Origin of the sequence: Rhizobium sp. N324, from assembly GCF_001664485.1 — a bacterium.
Classification (GTDB): Bacteria; Pseudomonadota; Alphaproteobacteria; order Rhizobiales; family Rhizobiaceae; genus Rhizobium.
In genome coordinates this window covers 4,536,267-4,556,557 of record NZ_CP013630.1, presented here as the reverse complement: position 1 = coordinate 4,556,557, position 20,291 = coordinate 4,536,267, and the positions used below count along the sequence as shown (strand labels likewise).

Here is a 20,291-nt window from a genome sequence, read left to right as displayed (position 1 = left end):
GCGGCCGCGGTCTTGTCTTCGAGCCCTCCATAGATGGAGGCGGCCTTGATCTTTCACAACAGAGGCAATGCCGGCGGCGATCGTGACCTGCGCGGCCTTACGACTTCTGCCCGCTCACGTCGCGCTAAAGAGGCTTGACGTCGTTCTCAGAAAATGGAATGAATATTCCGAAGAGCAAATTTTACGGTTTGTTTGTTCCGTTTTAAGCGGAGCGCCGCAGGAGAGGCGGCGGGAAATTGCGGCTCCAGGGCAAATGCCTGGGGCTCCGGCGTGAGGAGGGTGCAGCCGGGCACCGTTTGTGGAGGAAGTAAAATGAAAAAGTTTATCCTGGGCACTGCGATGGCGCTCGTCATGTCGACGGCGGCTCACGCAGAAACCGTCGGCGTTTCGATGGCGAAATTCGACGACAACTTTCTGACCGTGCTGCGCAACGGCATGACCGATTATGCCAAGACGCTGAGCGGCGTGACGCTGCAGGTCGAAGACGCGCAGAACGACGTTTCCAAGCAGCAGAGCCAGATCCAGAATTTCATCGCCTCCAAGGTCGATGCCATCATCGTCAACCCGGTCGATACCGACGCGACCACGGCAATGTCGAAGCTCGCCGCCGATGCCGGCATTCCGCTGGTTTACGTCAACCGCCAGCCGGTCAATGTCGACACGCTGCCGGAGAAGCAGGCCTTCGTCGCCTCCAACGAGCAGGAATCCGGCACGCTGGAAACCAAGGAAATCTGCCGCATTCTCGGCGGCAAGGGCAAGGCTGTCGTCATCATGGGCGAGCTTTCCAACCAGGCTGCGCGCATGCGCACCCAGGACGTTCATGACGTCATCAAGACCGACGAATGCAAGGGTCTGGAGATCGTCGAAGAGCAGACGGCCAACTGGGATCGCACCCAGGGCGCCGACCTGATGACCAACTGGCTCTCCAGCGGCATCGAATTCGACGCCGTGATCTCCAACAACGACGAAATGGCGATCGGCGCCATCCAGGCGCTGAAGGCAGCCGGCAAGGATATGACCAAGGTCGTCGTCGGCGGTGTCGACGCCACCCAGGACGCGCTTGCCGCCATGCAGGCAGGCGATCTCGACGTCACGGTGTTCCAGGATGCCGCCGGCCAGGGCAAGGGTTCGCTCGACACGGCACTCAAGCTCGCCAAGGGCGAAAAGACCGAGAAGAAGGTTTATATTCCCTTCCAGCTCGTCACGCCTGAAAACGTCAAGGACTTCGTCACCAAGAACTGAGGCGAACGCCAAACCGGATGCGGGCTTTGCCCGCATCCTTTTCGCCTGTCCGGAGGAGATGATATGGCCGTCAGCCCGACAACCATGGCCGCCGTGCGCGCGAGCGGTGCAGTCCCGAATGCGGAATATCTGTTGAGCGCCGAGGGCGTTCGCAAGGAATTTCCCGGTGTCGTCGCCCTCGACGACGTGCAATTTCGGCTGAAGCGCGCCTCCGTGCATGCGCTGATGGGCGAAAACGGCGCCGGCAAATCGACGCTGATGAAGATCCTTGCCGGCATCTACATACCGGATAAAGGCGATATCCGCCTGAAGGGCATCGAGATCCAGCTGAAATCTCCACTCGACGCGCTGGAGAACGGCATTGCCATGATCCATCAGGAACTGAACCTGATGCCGTTCATGACGGTCGCCGAAAATATCTGGATCCGCCGCGAACCGAAGAACCGCTTCGGCTTCGTCGATCACGGCGTCATGCATCGCATGACCGAAGAGCTGTTTGCCCGGCTGAATATCGACATCGATCCCGATATCGAGGTCCGGTACCTGTCGGTCGCCAACCGGCAGATGGTCGAGATCGCCAAGGCGGTTTCCTATAATTCCGACGTGCTGATCATGGACGAGCCGACTTCGGCGCTGACCGAGCGCGAGGTCGAGCATCTCTTCCGCATTATCCGCGACCTAAGGGCGCAGGGCATCGGCATCGTCTACATCACCCACAAGATGAACGAGCTTTTCGAAATCGCAGACGAGTTCTCCGTCTTCCGTGACGGCCGCTATATCGGCACGCATGCCTCGACCGAGGTGACCCGCGACGACATCATCCGGATGATGGTCGGGCGCGAGATCACCCAGATGTTTCCGAAAGAAGAAGTGCCGATCGGCGAGGTGATGCTCTCGGTCAAGGATCTCTGCCTCAACGGCGTCTTCAAAAACGTCTCCTTCGAGGTCAGGGCGGGCGAGATCCTCGGCGTGGCCGGCCTCGTCGGTTCCGGGCGGTCGAATGTCGCCGAAACATTGTTCGGGGTGACGCCGGCAAGCTCCGGCTCGATCGAGCTCTACGGCAAACCGGTGACGATTTCTTCGCCGACCGAGGCCATCCGCCACCAGATGGCGTTCCTGACCGAGGACCGCAAGGATACCGGCTGTCTGCTCATCCTCGATATTCTCGAGAACATGCAGATCGCCGTGCTGCAGGACAGATATGTCAAGGGCGGCTTCGTGCAGCAGGGCGCCATCGAGGCGACCTGCGAGGATATGGCAAAGAAGCTGCGGGTGAAAACGCCCAATCTCTACGAGCGCGTAGAGAATCTTTCGGGCGGCAATCAGCAGAAGGTGCTGATCGGGCGCTGGCTGCTCACCAATCCGCGGATCCTCATCCTCGACGAGCCGACGCGCGGCATCGATGTCGGCGCCAAGGCGGAAATCCACCGGCTGGTCACCGAAATGGCGCGAAACGGCGTGGCGGTTATCATGATCTCATCCGAGATGCCCGAGGTTCTCGGGATGAGCGACCGCATCATGGTCATGCATGAGGGACGCGTGACCGGTTTCCTCAATCGCGATGAAGCAACGCAGATCAAGGTGATGGAGCTGGCTGCGCAGTGATGCGCCGTCCGTCATCGCCCAAGGGAGGTTTGACATGAGTACCAAGGCAGCAGAGGGCGCGGCTCCGCTCGCAACCCGGCAAAGGCGGCGGCGTTTGCCGACCGAGCTCAGCATTTTCCTCGTGCTCGTCGGCATCGCGCTCATCTATGAAGCGCTCGGCTGGATGTTCATCGGCCAAAGCTTCCTGATGAATTCGCAGCGCCTGACGATCATGATCCTGCAGGTCTCCGTCATCGGCATCATCGCCGTCGGCGTCACCCAGGTCATCATCACCGGGGGTATCGACCTGTCGTCCGGCTCGGTCGTCGGCATGACGGCGATGATCGCCACGAGCTTCGCCCAATCGTCGACCTGGGGACGGGCGGTCTTTCCGTCGCTGACCGACCTGCCGGCTTTCGTGCCGATCATGATCGGGCTGCTAATCGGGGCGGCCGCCGGTCTCGCGAACGGCGCGCTCATCGCCTACACGAAAATCCCGCCGTTCATTGCAACGCTCGGCATGTTCGTTTCGGCCCGCGGTGTCGCGAAGTGGTATACGAAGGGACAGCCGGTTTCCGGGATCACCGAGCAGTTTCACTTCATCGGCACCAAGGCGTGGCCGGTCGTCGTCTTCCTGGTCGTTGCGCTGATCTTTCACATTGCGCTGCGCTACACCCGTTATGGCAAGTTCACCTATGCCATCGGCGCCAACCCGCAGGCGGCCCGTGTTTCCGGCATCAACATCGAGGCGCATCTCGTCAAGGTCTATGTGATCGCCGGATTGCTGGCGGGTCTCGCCGGCATCGTCACGGCGGCCCGCGCCGAAACCGCGCAGGCCAGCATGGGCGTCGGCTATGAACTCGATGCGATCGCCGCGACCGTCATCGGCGGCACTTCGCTCACCGGCGGCGTCGGGCGCATCACCGGCACCGTCATCGGCACCATCATCCTCGGGGTCATGACTTCGGGCTTCACCTTCCTCAGGATCGACGCCTATTACCAGGAGATCGTCAAAGGTCTCATCATCGTCGCGGCTGTGGTCATCGACGTCTACCGGCAGAAGAAGCGCCGCAAGCACTGATCTCAGATTGTGCGATCCGATGGTTTTTGCGGGGGCTTCGGCCCCCGTTCCGTTTTTAGAGCGTGACGACGGAATTTATAAAAAAGAGGTGGCGAATTCCGCCAGCTTTTCTATTCTGGTCTTCCCGCTCGGGCAGCGCAGGAAGACAGATGCAATTCGTATTTGACGGTCACAACGACGTTCTCCTTCGACTCTGGACACATTCAAAAGACGGCAGTGACCCGATCGCGGAATTCGCAAACGGCACGACGCTCGGCCATATCGATGCGCGCCGGGCGAGAGAAGGCGGTCTTTCCGGCGGTCTCTGTGCCATCTACATTCCCTCGGGCGATCTGGTCTTTGCCGATCCGGATGCCGACGGCCGCTATGTCACGCCGATGGCGGCCCCTCTCGATCCGCTGTCTTCCCTTGCCATTGCCACTGAAATGGCGGCGATCGCGCTGCGGCTCGACCAGGCCGGCGCCTGGCGGCTCTGCCGGACGGTAAAAGATATCCGCGGCGCCATGGCCGACAACATTTTTGCCGCCGTCCTGCATATGGAAGGCTGCGAGGCGATCGGCGCCGATCTTGCGGCGCTCGAGGTGTTCTATGCAGCCGGACTGCGGTCGCTCGGGCCGGTCTGGAGCCGGCACAATGTCTTCGGCTACGGCGTGCCCTTCGCCTTCCCGATGTCGCCGGACACGGCGCCCGGCCTCACCGATGCCGGTTTCGAGCTGGTCAAGGAATGCAATCGTCTCGGCGTCGTGGTCGACCTTGCCCATATCACCGAAAAGGGCTTCTGGGACGTGGCGAAGACGACCGACCAGCCGCTGGTCTCCAGCCATTCCAATGCCCACGCATTGACGCCGGTCGCGCGCAACCTGACGGACAGGCAGCTCGATGCGATCCGCGAAAGCCGCGGGCTCGTCGGCATCAATTATGCCACCGCCATGCTGCGTCCCGACGGCCGCTCGGACAGCGACACGCCGCTTGCCGACATGATCCGCCATATCGACTATCTGGTGAACCGCATCGGCATCGACTGTGTGGGCCTCGGATCGGACTTCGACGGGGCCACCATTCCGGAGGAAATCGGCGATGCCAGCGGCAATCAGAAGCTGATTGCCGCTCTCCGGGAGGTTGGTTATGGTGAGGCCGATCTCACGAAACTTGCCCGTGAAAATTGGCTTCGCATTCTGGCACAAGCTTGGCGGGAGGACCGCGCCTAAAGCGCTGTGCGCCTCTGGACGTGCTGCGAATGGACAATAGTTTTAATGGGGCATGACCGACAAAACGCTTCGTAATCAATCAAGAACAGGGGAACAGACCATGATGATCACCAAGCTCAGCCGCAATTTCCGCCTGCTTTCCGCAGGCGCCGCTCTCTCGCTGCTGATGATGGCGGCACCCGCCGCCTTTGCCGAAACACCCAAGGATACGCTGGTCGAAGGGTTCGCCATCGACGACATCATCACGATGGATCCGGGCGAGGCGTTCGAGCTTTCGACCGCCGAAATCACCAGCAACAGCTACAGCCTGCTCGTCCGTCTAGACATGGACGATACATCGAAGGTGAAGGGTGATCTGGCCGAGAGCTGGAGCGTTTCCGATGACGGTCTGACCTATACGTTCAAGCTGAAATCGGGGATGAAATTCGCCTCCGGCAATCCGATCACCGCCGAAGACGTCGCCTGGTCGTTCGAGCGCGCCGTCAAGCTCGACAAGAGCCCGGCCTTCATCCTTACCCAATTCGGCCTGACCGGCGACAATATTACCGAAAAAGCCAAGGCCGCCGATGCCAATACCTTTGTCTTCACCGTCGATAAGGCCTATGCCCCGAGCTTCGTGCTCAACTGCCTGACGGCAACGGTTGCCTCCGTCGTCGACAAGAAGCTGGTGATGGAGCATGTGAAGGCGGTGACACCGGATGCCGAGCACAAATACGACAATGATTTCGGCAATGAGTGGCTGAAAACAGGCTATGCCGGCTCCGGCGCCTTTAAGCTGCGTGAATGGCGGGCAAACGAAGTCGTCGTTCTCGAGCGCAACGACAATTATTACGGCGACAAGGCGAAGCTCAACCGCGTCATCTACCGCTATATGAAGGAAAGTGCTGCCCAGCGGCTGGCGCTCGAAGCCGGCGATATCGATATTGCCCGCAACCTCGAACCTGGCGACATCGACGCCGTTTCCAAAAATGCCGATCTGGCGACGACGAGCGCGCCGAAGGGCACGATCTATTATGTCAGCCTCAACAACAAGAACGAGAACCTGAAGAAGCCCGAGGTCCAGGAAGCCTTCAAATACCTTGTCGACTATGATGCGATCGGCGCGACCTTGATCAAGGGGATCGGCGAAATCCACCAGACCTTCCTGCCTAAGGGCCAGCTCGGCGCGCTCGACGAAAATCCCTACAAGCTCGATGTCGCCAAGGCCAAGGAACTGCTCGCCAAGGCCGGCGTGCCCGACGGTTTCTCGATCACCATGGATGTGCGCAACACGCAGCCGGTGACCGGGATCGCCGAATCCATGCAGCAGACGCTGGCGCAGGCCGGGGTGAAGATGGAAATCATTCCGGGCGACGGCAAGCAGACGCTGACCAAGTACCGCGCCCGCACTCACGACATGTATATCGGCCAGTGGGGTTCGGATTATTTCGACCCGAATTCCAATGCCGATACTTTTACCGGCAATCCCGACAATTCCGATGCCGGTACGGTGAAGACGCTCGCATGGCGCAACACCTGGGAAGCGCCGGAACTCGACAAACAGGCCAAGGCCGCACTGCTGGAACGCGACGCCGCCAAACGCGCCGCCATCTATCAGGATATCCAGAAGAAATATCTGGCCAATAGCCCCTTCGTCTTCATCTTCCAGCAGACCGAAGTGGCCGGCTACCGCAAGAACCTGAAGGACTTCAAGCTGGGTCCGAGCTTCGACACCAATTTCGTCGGTCCGATCGCCAAGGAATAGTCCGGCAGGATTGGTCGCTTGAGCACCGTCGAAACAACACAGGAGGCGCGGCCCCGCAAGGGCCGTGCCGGGGCCTTCGCAAAGGCTGCCGGGCGGTTCCTGTTTGCCGCCGTCACCACCTATCTCGGTCTCCTGGCCGTCACCTTCTTCATCGGCCGCGTCGTGCCGATCGATCCCGTGCTCGCCATTCTCGGCGACCGCGCGCCCAGCCACGTCGTCGAGCGGGTGCGCCAGGAAATGGGCTTCAATCTGCCGCTCTATCAGCAGTTCTACATCTATATCAAAGGCATATTGTCCGGCGATTTCGGCAATTCGGTGCTGACGACCAATCCCGTCATGGTCGATATCCGCCGTGTCCTGCCGGCAACCATCGAGCTCGCGACGCTCGGAACGCTGATCGGCGCTTTCGTCGGCGTGCCGCTCGGCGTTCTCGCCGCCGTGCGCCGCGGCAGCATCGCCGACCAGGTGGTGCGCGTCGTCGGCTTGGTCGGCTACTCGGTGCCGATCTTCTGGCTGGCGCTGATTTCACTGGTCATCTTCTATGCGCAGCTGCGCTGGGTGGCTTTTCCCGGCCGCATCGACATCGTTTTCGAATATACGTTCACGCCGATCACCGGCCTCTATCTGCTGGACAGCGCCTGGCAGGGGCAATGGGACGTCTTCTACGACGTCTTCCGCCACATCATCCTGCCGGCATCGCTGCTCGGCTATTTCTCGCTCGCCTATATCAGCCGCATGACCCGCAGCTTCATGCTGAACGAGCTTTCCCAGGAATATATCGTCGCCGCGCGCGCCAAAGGGCTTTCGGAAACGCGGGTGATCTGGGGCCATGCGCTGCGCAATGCCGCCGTGCCGCTGGTCACCGTGATCGCGCTTTCCTATGCCGGCCTGCTCGAAGGATCGGTGCTGACCGAGACCGTCTTTTCCTGGCCGGGCATCGGGCTCTACATCACCAATTCGCTGCAGAACGCCGATATGAACGCCGTGCTCGGCGGCACCATCGTCATCGGCACCGTTTTCATCGGCATCAACCTTCTGTCCGATCTTCTCTACCGGACGCTCGACCCGAGGACGCGAAACCGATGACCGCTCCCGCCAGCCCAGCTCCTGTGATGAGCCGCCGCGAATGGCTGCTGTCCGACCGGCCGCAATCGCGCCTGCAGGCCCGTCTCGGCCGCGCCTATGTCACCTGGCGGCAGTTCACCGCCAACCGGCTCGCCGTCGTCGGCCTGCTGATCATCGTCGCGCTGCTTTTCGTCGCCGTCTTTGCCGATGTGATCGCCACCCATAATCCCGTCGTCGGCGATCTGCGCAACGCCCGGCTGCTGCCGCCGGGGACGGATGGGTTCCTGCTCGGCACCGACGACCAGGGCCGCGACATCTATTCGCGGCTGATCTACGGATCGCGGTTGACGCTGTTCGTCATCGTGCTCGTCGCCGTCATCTCGGCGCCGATCGGGCTGATCGTCGGCACGGTCTCCGGTTATGCCGGAGGTTGGGTGGACGCGACGCTGATGCGCATCACCGATATCTTCCTTGCCTTTCCGAAGCTGGTGCTGGCGCTCGCCTTCGTCGCCGCGCTCGGTCCCGGCATTCAGAACGCGATCATCGCCATCGCCATCACCTCCTGGCCGCCCTATGCCCGCATCGCCCGCGCCGAGACGCTGACGGTCCGGCGCTCCGACTATATCTCGGCGGTGAAGCTGATGGGCGCCTCGCCGTTCCGCATCATCCTGCGCCATGTCATGCCGCTCTGCATCTCCTCGCTGATCGTGCGCGTGACGCTCGATATGGCCGGCATCATCCTGACGGCGGCCGGTCTCGGTTTCCTTGGCCTCGGAGCGCAGCCGCCGCTGCCGGAATGGGGGGCGATGATTGCCTCGGGACGGCGTTTCATTCTCGATCAATGGTGGGTCGCGGCGATGCCCGGCATCGCCATCCTCATCGTCAGCCTCGGTTTCAATCTGCTCGGCGACGGTCTGCGCGATGCGCTCGATCCGAAGGAGGCAGGCCAGTGACGACACTTCTGACGGTCGAAAAGCTCAAAGTCAGCTATCCCACGCGCACCGGGGTGATCGAGGCCGTGCGCGGCGTCTCCTTCACGCTCGGCAAGGAAAGGCTCGGCATCGTCGGCGAATCCGGCTCCGGCAAATCGCAGACCGGCCGGGCGATCATGGGGCTGACGCCGAAACACGGCATCGTCACGGCCGACCGGCTCGACTTCAACGGCATCGACCTCATCAAGGCCTCCGCCGGCGAAAGGCGCAGACTGCGCGGCAAACGCATCGCCATGATCCTGCAGGACCCGAAATATTCGCTCGATCCTGTCATGACGATCGGCCGACAGATCTGCGAAACCTTGCGCACGCATGAGAAGGTCGGCAAGGCGGAGGCGCGCGAGCGCGCACTCGCCATGCTGGAGGCGGTGCAGATCCGCGATCCGAAACGGGTCTTCGACCTGCATCCGCATGAGGTTTCGGGCGGCATGGGGCAGCGCGCGATGATCGCCATGATGCTGATTGCCGGGCCGGAGCTGCTGATTGCCGACGAGCCGACCTCGGCGCTCGACGTGACGGTGCAGCTCGATGTGCTCAGAATCATGGACAGGCTGGTGGCGGAGCGCGGCATGGGGCTGATCTTCGTTTCCCATGATCTCAGGCTGGTCTCGTCCTTCTGCGATCGGGTCATCGTCATGTATGCCGGAAAGATCGTCGAGGAGCTCGCGGCCGCCGATCTCAGACATGCGCAGCATCCCTATACGCAAGGCTTGCTGAACTGCATGCCCGAGATCGGCCAGAACCGCCATCCGCTGCCGGTGCTCGACCGCAGGCCGGAGTGGGCGGCATGAGCGCAGCCCTTGAAATTGACGATCTCAGCGTCGTCTATGATCAATTTCATGCGCTGAAGGATGTCAGCATCGCGGTCGAAGGCGGCGAATCTTTCGGCCTCGTCGGTGAATCCGGCTCCGGAAAATCGACATTGCTCAGGGCCGTGGCCGGGCTGGCGCCGATCAGCGGCGGTGCGATCCGGATCGATGGCGAAGCGCTGAAGGGGTCGAAACGCAGCAAAATCTTCTATCGGCGCGTGCAAATGGTCTTCCAGGACCCCTATGGTTCGCTGCATCCGCGCCAGACGATCGACCGGCTGCTGCTCGAGCCGCTGGTGATTCACGGCATTGGCGACGGCGAGATCCGCATCGCCCGCGCGCTCGACGAAGTCGGTCTCGGCAACGGCTTCCGCTTCCGCTATCCGCACCAGCTCTCCGGCGGCCAGCGGCAGCGCGTGGCGATCGCCCGGGCGCTGATCGTCGAACCGTCGATCCTGCTGCTCGACGAGCCGACCTCGGCGCTCGATGCCTCGGTGCAGGCCGAGGTGTTGAACCTGTTGGAGCAGATCCGGCGCGACCGCAAACTCACCTTCGTGATGGTGAGCCATGATCTCGGCGTCATCACCCATATGTGCGAAAGGCTGGCGGTGATGCGCAACGGCGCCGTCGTCGAACGCTTGAGTTCGAAAGATCTGGCAAGCGGTGCGGTTCATCAAGACTACACGAGAAATTTGATGATTGCGAGCAAGGGGTTCGTCAAAGCCTGAAGGGCAATCTTTTCAACTCCTTGAAAAGAAAAGACCGGCGGCGGTGTTAAGGATAAGACTTCCCTAAAAGACGACCATTCAACTAGACTATTGACAGCTGCCCCGCTTCTGTCATGATCCTGTTAACGATTGTTAGCTTTCGTGATCGATGGAGGTTGAGACATGTTCTTTCTTGGTGGGATGACCATGGGCTACCTCGATCCTCCTGTGAAAGCCGATCGCCGGGACCAGGCTTCGGTCTCCATTCCTACGGAAAAGGATCGTCGGCTGATCGAGGTCCCCGCCAACCCGTCTCAGAGCGAAGACGCCGTCGAGCGTTCGTGGATCTGGGCATGGCGCACAGTCTGCTAAAATGCGGGCTGCTAAATGCGGACTGCTAAAAAGACAGGCTGCTAAAAGGGCTGGTTGAATTTTCTCTTTCGTTCGCTCTGGACGGAAATTTATCTCTACCTACTTGATAGAGAAAATAACAATATCACCGCGAGCCGCACAACCGGCCGCTTAAAAACAACGGAGGCGACATATGGCAGATCTGGGTATTTCGCATGCTCACGTGAACCAGTACGGTTCCGCAGCGACAAAGAAGCCGATCACCACGCGCCACAGGCTTCAAATGGCGGTGCATGGCGCAATCTTCACGGCGGCATTCCTGTTCGTCGTGGCCATGGTTTGCGGCGTCGTCGGCTGATCGGCAAATGTTAGACGCCGGCCAATGCCGGCGTTGCGGCGATTTTCGCCTGGTTGATCGGCGTCCGATCCCCTCTTCGTTCTTCTGTCCTTCTTCATTTCATCATGCGCGACTGAATCGCACGTCTTCGCGCGGTGCATGTCCGATCTTGTGTCTGCATGTCGCCGTTTTCGAACCGGTGATGTCATCCGTTCGGGATCGCGCGTCTTTTCCCAAATCCAAGAGCGTTTGCATTGCCGGAATCAGGGGCCGGCATTTTGGCGTTCACGAATTTCCCAAGCTCGGCGGGCGCGCGGCTCATGCCTCTTGACTTGAATTATCGCGATGGTGTCCAATTTTCGACATGGCTTTCGCGGAGAGGGTATCGATGATCTTGATCACCCGTCGGGCCGCGCCCTGGATCGGGGCTTAGCCCGTTCGCATCGCTTGGCCCAAGCGTCATTTATCCCGGCTTCATCGATCTTCGAAGAAACGGGCTCCGTTCATGTAGCAGTCATGATAAGCAGTGCAAAAGGCTGAGCAAAACAGCCATAACTTCGTTTGGATCCAGAACCGAACCCATGTCTATTTCTAATCTTTCTCCGAGCCTTCCGCGCGAACCCGAGACGAAGCAGATCGATCACAACGATTCGATCCGCTCGACATATCTTGCCATCGAGGACATCAAGGCGATCGGCGAGACGGTCGCCCGCGGCGGCGTCGACCGGCTGCCGGCTTTCGCCCCCTTCGATTTCTTCGCGCGCCACAAGGAAAACGAGAAGGAAATTCTGCGCGTCTACCGGACCACGGCGACTGATGTCGAAGCCGGCGAGACGATCACGCCGGCGGCGGAATGGTTGCTGGACAATCATTATATCGTCGAAGAGGCGATCCAGGAGGTGCGGCGCGACTTCCCCCGCCGCTTCTATCGCGAATTGCCGACTATGGTGGTCGGCGGCGTCGAGGTGCCGCGCACCCTCGTGCTGGCATGGCTTTATGTCGCCCACACCCACAGCACGATCTCGCAGGAAAGCCTGACGGCTCTGGTCGACGGTTTTCAGGCCAGCGAGACGCTGAGGATCGGCGAACTCTGGGCCTTGCCTTCGCTTGTGCGTTATGTGCTCGTTGAAAACCTTCGTCGCATTTCCAGCCGTGTCGAAGCCAGCCGCCGCCTGCGCCGCCGCGCCAACGAGGCGGCCGATGAACTGGTGCGCCTGACCGACCCGGCCGCGGCGGCCAGTTATCTGAAGACGCTGGAACCGCTTGCCGAGGACAATACCTTCTCGACGCAGTTCCTCTATCGCATGCGTGACGGCTCGCAGACGTCGAGCCTGGCGATCACCTGGCTCGACGAGCGGCTGGAAGAACTCGGCCGCAACACCGAAGAGGCGACGACGGCCGAACATAGCCGCCTCTCCTCCGGCAACGTGACGATGGGCAACATCATCCGCAGCCTTCGCGAGATCGACGATGCCGAATGGTCGGTCTGGGTCGAGCAGGTCAGCCATGTCGACAAGCTGCTCTGGGAGCATTCGGATTACGGCATCCTCGATTCCGGCTCGCGCAACAAATATCGCAAACAGATCGAAAAGCTGGCCAAACGCTCGCCGCTGACGGAAATGGAAATCGCCCAGCTGGCGCTCGACATGACGGATGCCGCCAAGGCTTCCGACGAACCGCAGCCGCATGAACCGAATGTCGGCGGCTTCCTGTCCGGCGCGCAGCGGCCGAAGCTCGAGGCGCGGGCGAACTATCGCCCGACGGTCACGCAGCATTTCGTGCGCGCGGTGCGCCAGTTCAACTGGCTGGCCATTGCCGTGCCGGTCATGCTTTTGACGGTCATCGCCATGGCGATCGTCGGCCGGTTCATGGCCAGTGCCGGCATGGGGGCGATCGAAATCGCCCTGCTGCTGATCATGTTCTCACTGCCGGCATCGGAGGGGGCGACGGGCCTGTTCAATACCGTGCTGTCCTTCTTCGTGACGCCGGCGCGCCTCGTCGGCTACGAGTTCAAGGAAGGCATTCCGGAGGATGCGCGCACCCTGCTCGTCGTGCCCTGCCTGATCTCGAACCGTGACAGCGTCGACGACCACGTGCGCAATCTCGAGGTTCACTACCTCGCCAATCCGCGCGGCGAACTCTATTTCGCGCTGCTCAGCGATTGGCCGGATAGCGAGGTCGAGGAAACGCCCGCCGATCTCGAGGTTCTCGACTATGCCAGGCGCGAGATCGCCAATCTTTCCGCCCGCTATGCCTATGACGGCAAGACGCGTTTCTATCTGCTGCATCGCCGCCGCCTCTACAATCCCTCGGAAGGCGTGTGGATGGGCTGGGAGCGCAAGCGCGGCAAGCTGCACGAGCTGAACATGCTGCTGCGCGGCGACCGCGACACGACCTATCTGCCGGGCGCCAACACCGTGCCGGCCAATGTGCAATATGTCATGACGCTCGATGCCGATACGCGCCTGATGCGCGATGCCGTCACCAAGCTCGTCGGCAAGCTCTATCACCCGATCAACCGCCCGGTGATCAACCCGAAAACCGGCCGTGTCGAAAGCGGCTACGGCGTGCTGCAGCCGCGCGTTACCCCGTCGCTGACGACGGGCAAGGACGCGTCGGTCTTCCAGCGCGTCTTTTCGATCAACCGCGGCCTCGACCCTTATGTCTTCACTGTTTCCGACGTCTATCAGGATCTCGCCGGCGAAGGCACCTTCACCGGCAAGGGTCTCTATCATGTCGATGCCTTCGAAGCCTCGCTGAAGGGCCGGATCGATGAGAACTCGGTGCTCAGCCACGATCTTCTCGAAGGCTCGATGGCGCGCTGCGCGCTCGTCACCGATCTCGAGCTGGTGGAGGATTTCCCGATCCGCTACGAGGTCGAGACCTCGCGCCAGCATCGCTGGGCGCGCGGCGACTGGCAGCTGCTGCCCTATATGTTCAATCCGAAATACGGCGTCACGGCCCTCGGCCGCTGGAAGATGTTCGACAATCTGCGCCGCTCGCTGACGCCGATTGCCTGGTTCTTCGCCTCGGTGCTCGGCTGGTATTTCATGAGCCCGCTCGGCGCGCTGATCTGGCAGATTCTGCTGATCTTCTGCCTGTTCGTCGCGCCGACGCTGTCGCTGATCAACGGTATCATTCCGCGCACCAGCGATATCATCGCCCGCGCCCATCTCTATACGGTCTGGGCCGATATCACCGCCGCCAATGCGCAGGTCGCACTGCGGATCGTCTTCATCGCCGATTCCGCCGCCATGATGGCCGATGCGATCGGCCGTTCGCTCTACCGCCTGTTCTTCAGCCGCAAGCTGATGCTGCAGTGGCGGACCGCCGCCAGCGTTCAGGCCGGCGGCCAGGGAAAGCTGATCTCCTACTATAAGGCGATGTGGCATGCGCCGGTGCTGGCGCTGCTGGCGCTTGGCTTTGCCGCCCTGCCCGGCGGCAGCGCCTTCGTCGTCGGCATTCCCTTCGCGCTGTTGTGGATCCTCTCGCCTGTCGTCGCCTGGTATGTCAGCCAGTCGGCCGAGACCGAGGACCGGCTCGAGGTCGCGGATTCCGTGTCGAGCGAGCTGCGCAAGATCGCCCGGCGCACCTGGCGTTATTTCGAGACCTTCACCACGGTCGAGCAGAACTATCTGCCGCCGGACAATATCCAGGAAACGCCGCATGTGATCGTCGCGGCGCGCACCTCGCCGACCAATATCGGCGTCTATCTGCTCTCCGTCGTCTCCGGCCGGCAATTCGGCTGGTTCTCCTTCGAGGAGACGCTCGAGCGGCTGGAGCAGACGATTGCGACGATCGACCGAATGGAGAAATTCCGCGGCCATCTGTTCAACTGGTATCACACCGATACGCTGCAGACGCTTGGGCCGCGTTATGTCTCGGCTGTCGACAGCGGCAATCTCGCCGGCCATCTGATCGCCATTTCGTCGGCCTGCCGCAACTGGGCCGAGGCGCCGTCCGCCCATATGCAGGGCAATCTCGACGGCGTCGGCGACACGGCCGGCATTCTCGGCGAAGTGCTGGCGGAGCTGCCGGATGACCGCAAGACCGTGCGGCCGCTGCGCCGGCGCCTGGAAGAGCGCATCGTCGGCTTCCAGAACGCGCTTGCCGCGGTCAAGCGCGAGCATGAATTCGCCTCGATCCGCATCATCAACCTTGCCGTTCTCGCCCGCGACATCGAGAAGCTCGCCGCCAATCTCGACCATGAGGTCAAATCGAAGCAGAGCGAAGAGGTCACCCAATGGGCGGCATCGCTGGTGAAGGTCTGCGAGGCGCATATATCAGACAGCACCTTCGACCTGTCCAAGGTCGATGCGCTGAGGCCACGCCTGGTGGCGCTGCGCGACAAGGCCCGCGATCTGGCTTTCTCGATGGATTTCGGCTTCCTGTTCCGGCCGGAACGGCGCCTGCTGTCGATTGGCTACCGCGTTGAAAGCGGTGAACTCGACCAGGCCTGCTACGACCTTCTCGCCTCGGAATGCCGCCTGACCAGCCTGTTCGGCATCGCCAAGGGCGACCTGCCGACGGAGCACTGGTACCGCCTCGGCCGCCAGGTCGTGCCTGTCGGTTCGCGCGGCGCGCTGGTCTCCTGGTCGGGCTCGATGTTCGAATATCTGATGCCGCCGCTCGTCATGCAGGAGCGCGGCGGGGGCATTCTCAACCAGACCAACAATCTGGTCGTCGTCGAACAGATGAATTATGCCCGCAAGCTCGGCATTCCGTGGGGCATTTCGGAAGCGGCCTTCAATGCCCGCGACCATAACCTCAACTATCAGTACACGAACTTCGGCGTGCCGACGCTCGGCCTGAAGCGCGGCCTCGGCCACAATGCGGTCATTGCGCCCTACGCCTCGCTGCTCGCCAGCCAGTACGACCCGCCGGGCGCGCTCGAAAACCTGCAGCGGCTGCGCAAAGTCGGCGCGCTCGGCAAGTTCGGCTTCCACGATGCCGTCGACTTCACGCCGACGCGCGTGCCGGAAGGCAAGAAATGCGCCGTGGTCTACAATTATTATGCCCACCATCACGGCATGTCGATCGCAGCCGTCGCCAATGTCGCCTTCAACGGCCATCTGCGTGAACTCTTCCACTCCGATCCGGTCATCGAGGCAGCGGAGCTTCTGCTGCAGGAAAAGGCACCGCGCGACATTCCGGTGATGAGCGGCAAGCATGAATCCGACACACCGGCCAGCATTCAGGACGATCTGCTGCGGCCGGAGATCAGGAAGATCAGCGATCCGGCCTCGCGCGACCGCGAACTCGTATTCCTGTCGAACGGCCATTATTCGATGATGCTGACGGCGACGGGCGCCGGTTATTCCCGCTGGAACGGCCTTTCCGTTTCTCGCTGGAAACCCGATCCGACCGAAGACCGCTGGGGCAGCTTCATCTTCCTGCGCGATACCGCCACGAACGAATGGTGGTCGACGACCTCGGAGCCGAAGGGTGTCGAGGGCGAAAAGATCAAGGTCGAATTCGCAGACGAGAAGGCGCAGTTCACCAAGACGGTCGGCGACCTCACCAGCGAGGTGGAATGCATCATCGCGACCGAGCATGATGCCGAAGCCCGCCGCGTCACCCTGCTCAACATGGGTGGGGAAGACCGCTTCATCGAAGTCACCTCCTATCTCGAACCGGTGATCACCTCCGACGATACCGACAATGCGCATCCGGCATTCGCCAGGATGTTCGTCAAGACCGAGATCGGCAAGCGCGGCGACGTCATCCGCGCCGAACGCAACAAGCGCGATCCGAACGAGCCGAACATCAGCATTGCGCATCTGATCGTCGACAATGCCGGCGATACCCGCCACACGGAATTCGAGACCGACCGCCGCAAGTTCCTCGGCCGCGGCCGCGGCCTTGCCGATGCGGCGGCCTTCGATCCGGGCGCGACGCTTTCCGGCAGCGACGGCTTCATGCTCGATCCGGTGATGTCGCTGCGCCGCACGGTGCGCGTGCCGGCCGGCAAGAAAGTCAGCGTGATCTTCTGGACGATCGCGGCACCGAGTCGCGACGAAGTCGACAAGGCGGTCAATCGCTACCGTCATCCCGACGCTTTCACCCACGAGCTGGTCCAGGCATGGACGCGCACGCAGGTGCAGATGCGCCATGTCGGCGTCACCTCGCAGCAGGCGGCGGCCTTCCAGCATCTCGGCCGCTACCTCGTCTATCCCGACATGCAGCTGCGCAAGGACGAGGCGACCGTCGAGGCCGGCCTGCAGTCACAATCGGCGCTGTGGCCGCTGGCGATCTCCGGCGACTTCCCGATCTTCACGCTGCGCATCAATGATGACATGGATCTCGACATCGCCCGCGAGGCGCTGCTGGCGCAGGAATACCTGCGCTCGCGCGGCGTCACCGCCGATCTCGTCATCATGAACGAACGCGCCTCTTCCTATGCGCAGGACATGCAGCATGCGCTCGACGCGATGTGCGAAAACGTGCGCCGCATGGGCCAGGCCGACGGGCTGCGCCAGCATATCTTCGCGGTTCGCAAGGACCTGATGGAGGAGAGCACCTATCATGCGCTGATCGCGGCTTCCCGTGTGACGCTGCATACGAAGAACGGCAAGGTGGTCGATCAGATCAACCGCGCCGTGGCGCTCACTGCACCCTCCAAGGAGGAACTGCAGGAGATGGAACGGGCCGAGCGCAACAAGGAGGCCCCGGTCAAGCGTGTCGCGCCGGTGCCGCCGCCGGTCGTGCCCGCCGTCGTCATCGAGGAAGAAGGCGATCTCGACTTCTGGAACGGCATCGGCGGTTTTGCCCGCGACGGACGCGAATATGTCGTTCGCCTGCCGGGAGGTCACGCGACGCCGCAGCCCTGGATCAATGTCATCTCCAATGACAGGTTCGGCTTCCACGTGTCGGCCGAGGGCGCGGGCTTCACCTGGAGCGCCAATTCGCGCGACTATCAGCTGACCTCCTGGTCGAACGATGCGGTGATCAACCGCTCGGGTGAGGCGTTCTATCTCGCCGATCTCGACAGCGGTGCGGTCATGACGCCGTTCGCAGCGCTTTCGCGCCGGCCGGATGTCCGTTTCGAAGCCCGCCACGGGCTCGGCTATTCCGTTTTCTCCAGCGTTCAGCACGATATCGCGCTGGAACTGACGCAGACGATCGACCGTGAAAGGCCGGTGAAACTGCAGCGCCTGCGCCTGCGCAACACCGGTTCGACCAGCCGCAGGCTGCGTCTCTACGGTTACGTCGAGTGGATCCTCGGCAGCAATGCGGCGCGTACCGCGCCCTTCATCCTGTCTAGATATGACGAGGAGGCAGGCGCGCTGTTTGCCACCAATCCCTACAGCATCGATTATTCCAACCGCACCGCCTTCTTCGCGGCGAGCGAGGCGCTTTCGAGCTTCTCGGCAAGCCGGCGCGAATTCGTCGGCAAGGCAGGAACGATCCAGGCGCCGCAGGCCGTCATTTCAGCCGCCTCGCTTTCCGGCACCGCCGACCTCGACGGCGATCCGGCAGCAGCGCTCGCGATCGACGTCGAGCTTGGCGCCGGCGAGGAGCGCGACTTCACCTTCTTCCTTGGCGATACGCCGACAGAGGAGGAAGCGCGCAGCGTCATCGCCGATATCCGCAAGGTTTCGTTCGACGATGCCGTCGAGGCGAACCGGGCCTTCTGGCGGGACTTTACCGGCAGGCTGCAGATATCGACGCCGGATCGCGGGATGAACAATCTCGTCAACACCTGGCTGCCCTATCAGAGCCTCGGCTGCCGTATCATGGCCCGCACCGCCTTCTACCAGGCAAGCGGCGCCTTCGGCTTCCGCGATCAGCTGCAGGACACGCTGGCCTTCGTGCTGCACGAACCGTCGCTCGCCCGCCGGCAGATCCTCAATGCAGCCTCGCGCCAATTCCGCGAAGGCGATGTGCAGCATTGGTGGCTGCCCGGAACGGGTGCCGGCGTGCGCACGCTGATCTCGGACGACGTCGTGTGGCTCGCTTACGCGATCCATCATTATAGCAGCGTCACCGGCGATAAGAGTGTGCTCGACGAGGAGATCGCCTTCCTGGAAGGGCCGGCTCTGCTCGAAGGCCAGCACGACTCCTTCTACAGGCCGGAGATTTCCGAGGACAAGGCGAGCGTCTACGAGCATGCCGCGCTGGCGCTCGATCTCGCCATCGCCCGCAAGGGGGCAAACGGCCTGCCGCTGTTCCTCGGCGGCGACTGGAACGACGGCATGAACCGCGTCGGCATCGGCGGGCGCGGCACCAGCGTCTGGCTCGGCTGGTTCCTGGCGGGTGCCTTGCGCTCCTTCATCCCCTATGCCGAAGAGCGCGGCGACACGACCCGCACCGAGCGCTGGTCGGCGCATCTGACCGAACTGAAGAAGGCGCTCGAAACCGCGGCCTGGGATGGCGGCTACTATCGCCGCGGCACGTTCGACGACGGTGCGCTGCTTGGGTCCCGGGAGAGCCCGGAATGCCGGATCGATTCGATTGCGCAGTCATGGAGCGTGCTGTCGGGCGAGGGTGATCCGGCCCGCGCCGTCACGGCGATGAATGCCGTGCTCGACCAACTGGTCGACGAGGATGCACGCATCATCCGGCTGTTCACGCCGCCTTTCGTCAATTCCGCCAGGGATCCCGGCTATATCAAGGCCTATCCGCCGGGTGTGCGCGAAAACGGCGGGCAATATACCCATGCCGCAACCTGGGTGGTGATGGCGCTGGCGGAACTGAAGCGGGGCGACGACGCGTTGCGCTGCTTCCAGATCCTCAACCCCATCACCCATGCGCTCGACAAGGCTTCGGCGGAGCAATACCGCGTCGAACCCTATGTCGTGGCGGCCGACGTCTACGGCCAGGATCCCTACACGGCGCGCGGCGGCTGGACCTGGTACACCGGCTCCGCCGGCTGGCTTTACCGCGCCGCCGTCGAGGGCATCCTCGGCATCCGGCTGAAGGGCGACCGGCTCTACGTGCGGCCGTCGCTCCCTTCGGAATGGGACGGATTTGCGGCAGAGGTGGAACAGGGCGGCGGCAAATACCGCATTTCGGTCTCAAAAGCGTCCAATGCCAGCGGCTACACTCTGTCCATCAACGGCTGCGAAGTCACCGATCCCGAACAGGGATATCCGCTCGGATAACAGCGTTCTCCACGCTGAAAAACACGGCGATTCGCGACGGCCAAAAGGGAACCCTTTTGGCCGTCGT

At 62.0% G+C, this 20,291-nt stretch carries 12 protein-coding genes; all 12 read left to right on the top strand.

Translation table 11 applies throughout. The features are described 5' to 3' along the window. The first annotated feature begins 312 nt into the window (after positions 1 to 312). The 12 genes from AMK05_RS21885 to AMK05_RS21835 all read left to right on the top strand — a co-directional run bounded on the left by AMK05_RS21885 (position 313) and on the right by AMK05_RS21835 (position 20,224). Positions 313 to 1,242 (top strand): sugar ABC transporter substrate-binding protein, encoded by a 930-nt coding sequence (locus AMK05_RS21885; protein WP_064841138.1) that lies wholly within the window; start codon positions 313 to 315, stop codon positions 1,240 to 1,242. Positions 1,243 to 1,305: 63 nt separating this feature from the next. After that, complete coding sequence (locus AMK05_RS21880; protein ID WP_064841137.1) at positions 1,306 to 2,847, top strand: sugar ABC transporter ATP-binding protein; 1,542 nt, start codon at positions 1,306 to 1,308, stop codon at positions 2,845 to 2,847. A gap of 34 nt (positions 2,848 to 2,881) precedes the next feature. Beyond that, complete coding sequence (locus AMK05_RS21875) at positions 2,882 to 3,907, top strand: ABC transporter permease (protein WP_049733299.1); 1,026 nt, start codon at positions 2,882 to 2,884, stop codon at positions 3,905 to 3,907. Positions 3,908 to 4,056: 149 nt separating this feature from the next. Beyond that, complete coding sequence (locus AMK05_RS21870) at positions 4,057 to 5,115, top strand: dipeptidase (RefSeq protein WP_064841136.1); 1,059 nt, start codon at positions 4,057 to 4,059, stop codon at positions 5,113 to 5,115. A 100-nt stretch (positions 5,116 to 5,215) separates the two neighbouring features. Continuing rightward, the gene (locus AMK05_RS21865) at positions 5,216 to 6,859 is read left to right on the top strand and encodes an ABC transporter substrate-binding protein (RefSeq protein ID WP_064841135.1); all 1,644 of its coding nucleotides are present in this window, start codon (positions 5,216 to 5,218) and stop codon (positions 6,857 to 6,859) included. Between the two features lie 18 nt (positions 6,860 to 6,877). After that, entirely contained in the window at positions 6,878 to 7,945 is a 1,068-nt protein-coding gene (locus AMK05_RS21860) for an ABC transporter permease (protein ID WP_064841134.1), read from the top strand. Continuing rightward, on the top strand, positions 7,942 to 8,877 hold the full coding sequence (locus AMK05_RS21855; RefSeq protein WP_064841132.1) for an ABC transporter permease: 936 nt from the start codon (positions 7,942 to 7,944) through the stop codon (positions 8,875 to 8,877). Before AMK05_RS21860 ends, AMK05_RS21855 begins: the two co-directional genes overlap by 4 nt. Next, the gene (locus AMK05_RS21850) at positions 8,874 to 9,707 is read left to right on the top strand and encodes an ABC transporter ATP-binding protein (protein WP_064841130.1); all 834 of its coding nucleotides are present in this window, start codon (positions 8,874 to 8,876) and stop codon (positions 9,705 to 9,707) included. The genes AMK05_RS21855 and AMK05_RS21850 overlap by 4 nt, the downstream gene beginning before the upstream one ends. Beyond that, positions 9,704 to 10,453 carry an ABC transporter ATP-binding protein gene (locus AMK05_RS21845; protein WP_064841129.1) on the top strand — a complete coding sequence of 250 codons (750 nt, stop codon included), beginning with the start codon at positions 9,704 to 9,706 and terminating at the stop codon, positions 10,451 to 10,453. Before AMK05_RS21850 ends, AMK05_RS21845 begins: the two co-directional genes overlap by 4 nt. 162 nt (positions 10,454 to 10,615) lie before the next feature. Beyond that, complete coding sequence (locus AMK05_RS21840; protein ID WP_064841127.1) at positions 10,616 to 10,804, top strand: hypothetical protein; 189 nt, start codon at positions 10,616 to 10,618, stop codon at positions 10,802 to 10,804. Positions 10,805 to 10,976: 172 nt separating this feature from the next. Next, positions 10,977 to 11,141, top strand: a complete 165-nt coding sequence (locus tag AMK05_RS35315; RefSeq protein WP_171899816.1) for a hypothetical protein — start codon at positions 10,977 to 10,979, stop codon at positions 11,139 to 11,141. Between the two features lie 560 nt (positions 11,142 to 11,701). Further along, complete coding sequence (locus AMK05_RS21835; RefSeq protein ID WP_064841126.1) at positions 11,702 to 20,224, top strand: GH36-type glycosyl hydrolase domain-containing protein; 8,523 nt, start codon at positions 11,702 to 11,704, stop codon at positions 20,222 to 20,224. Positions 20,225 to 20,291: the final 67 nt, after the last annotated feature.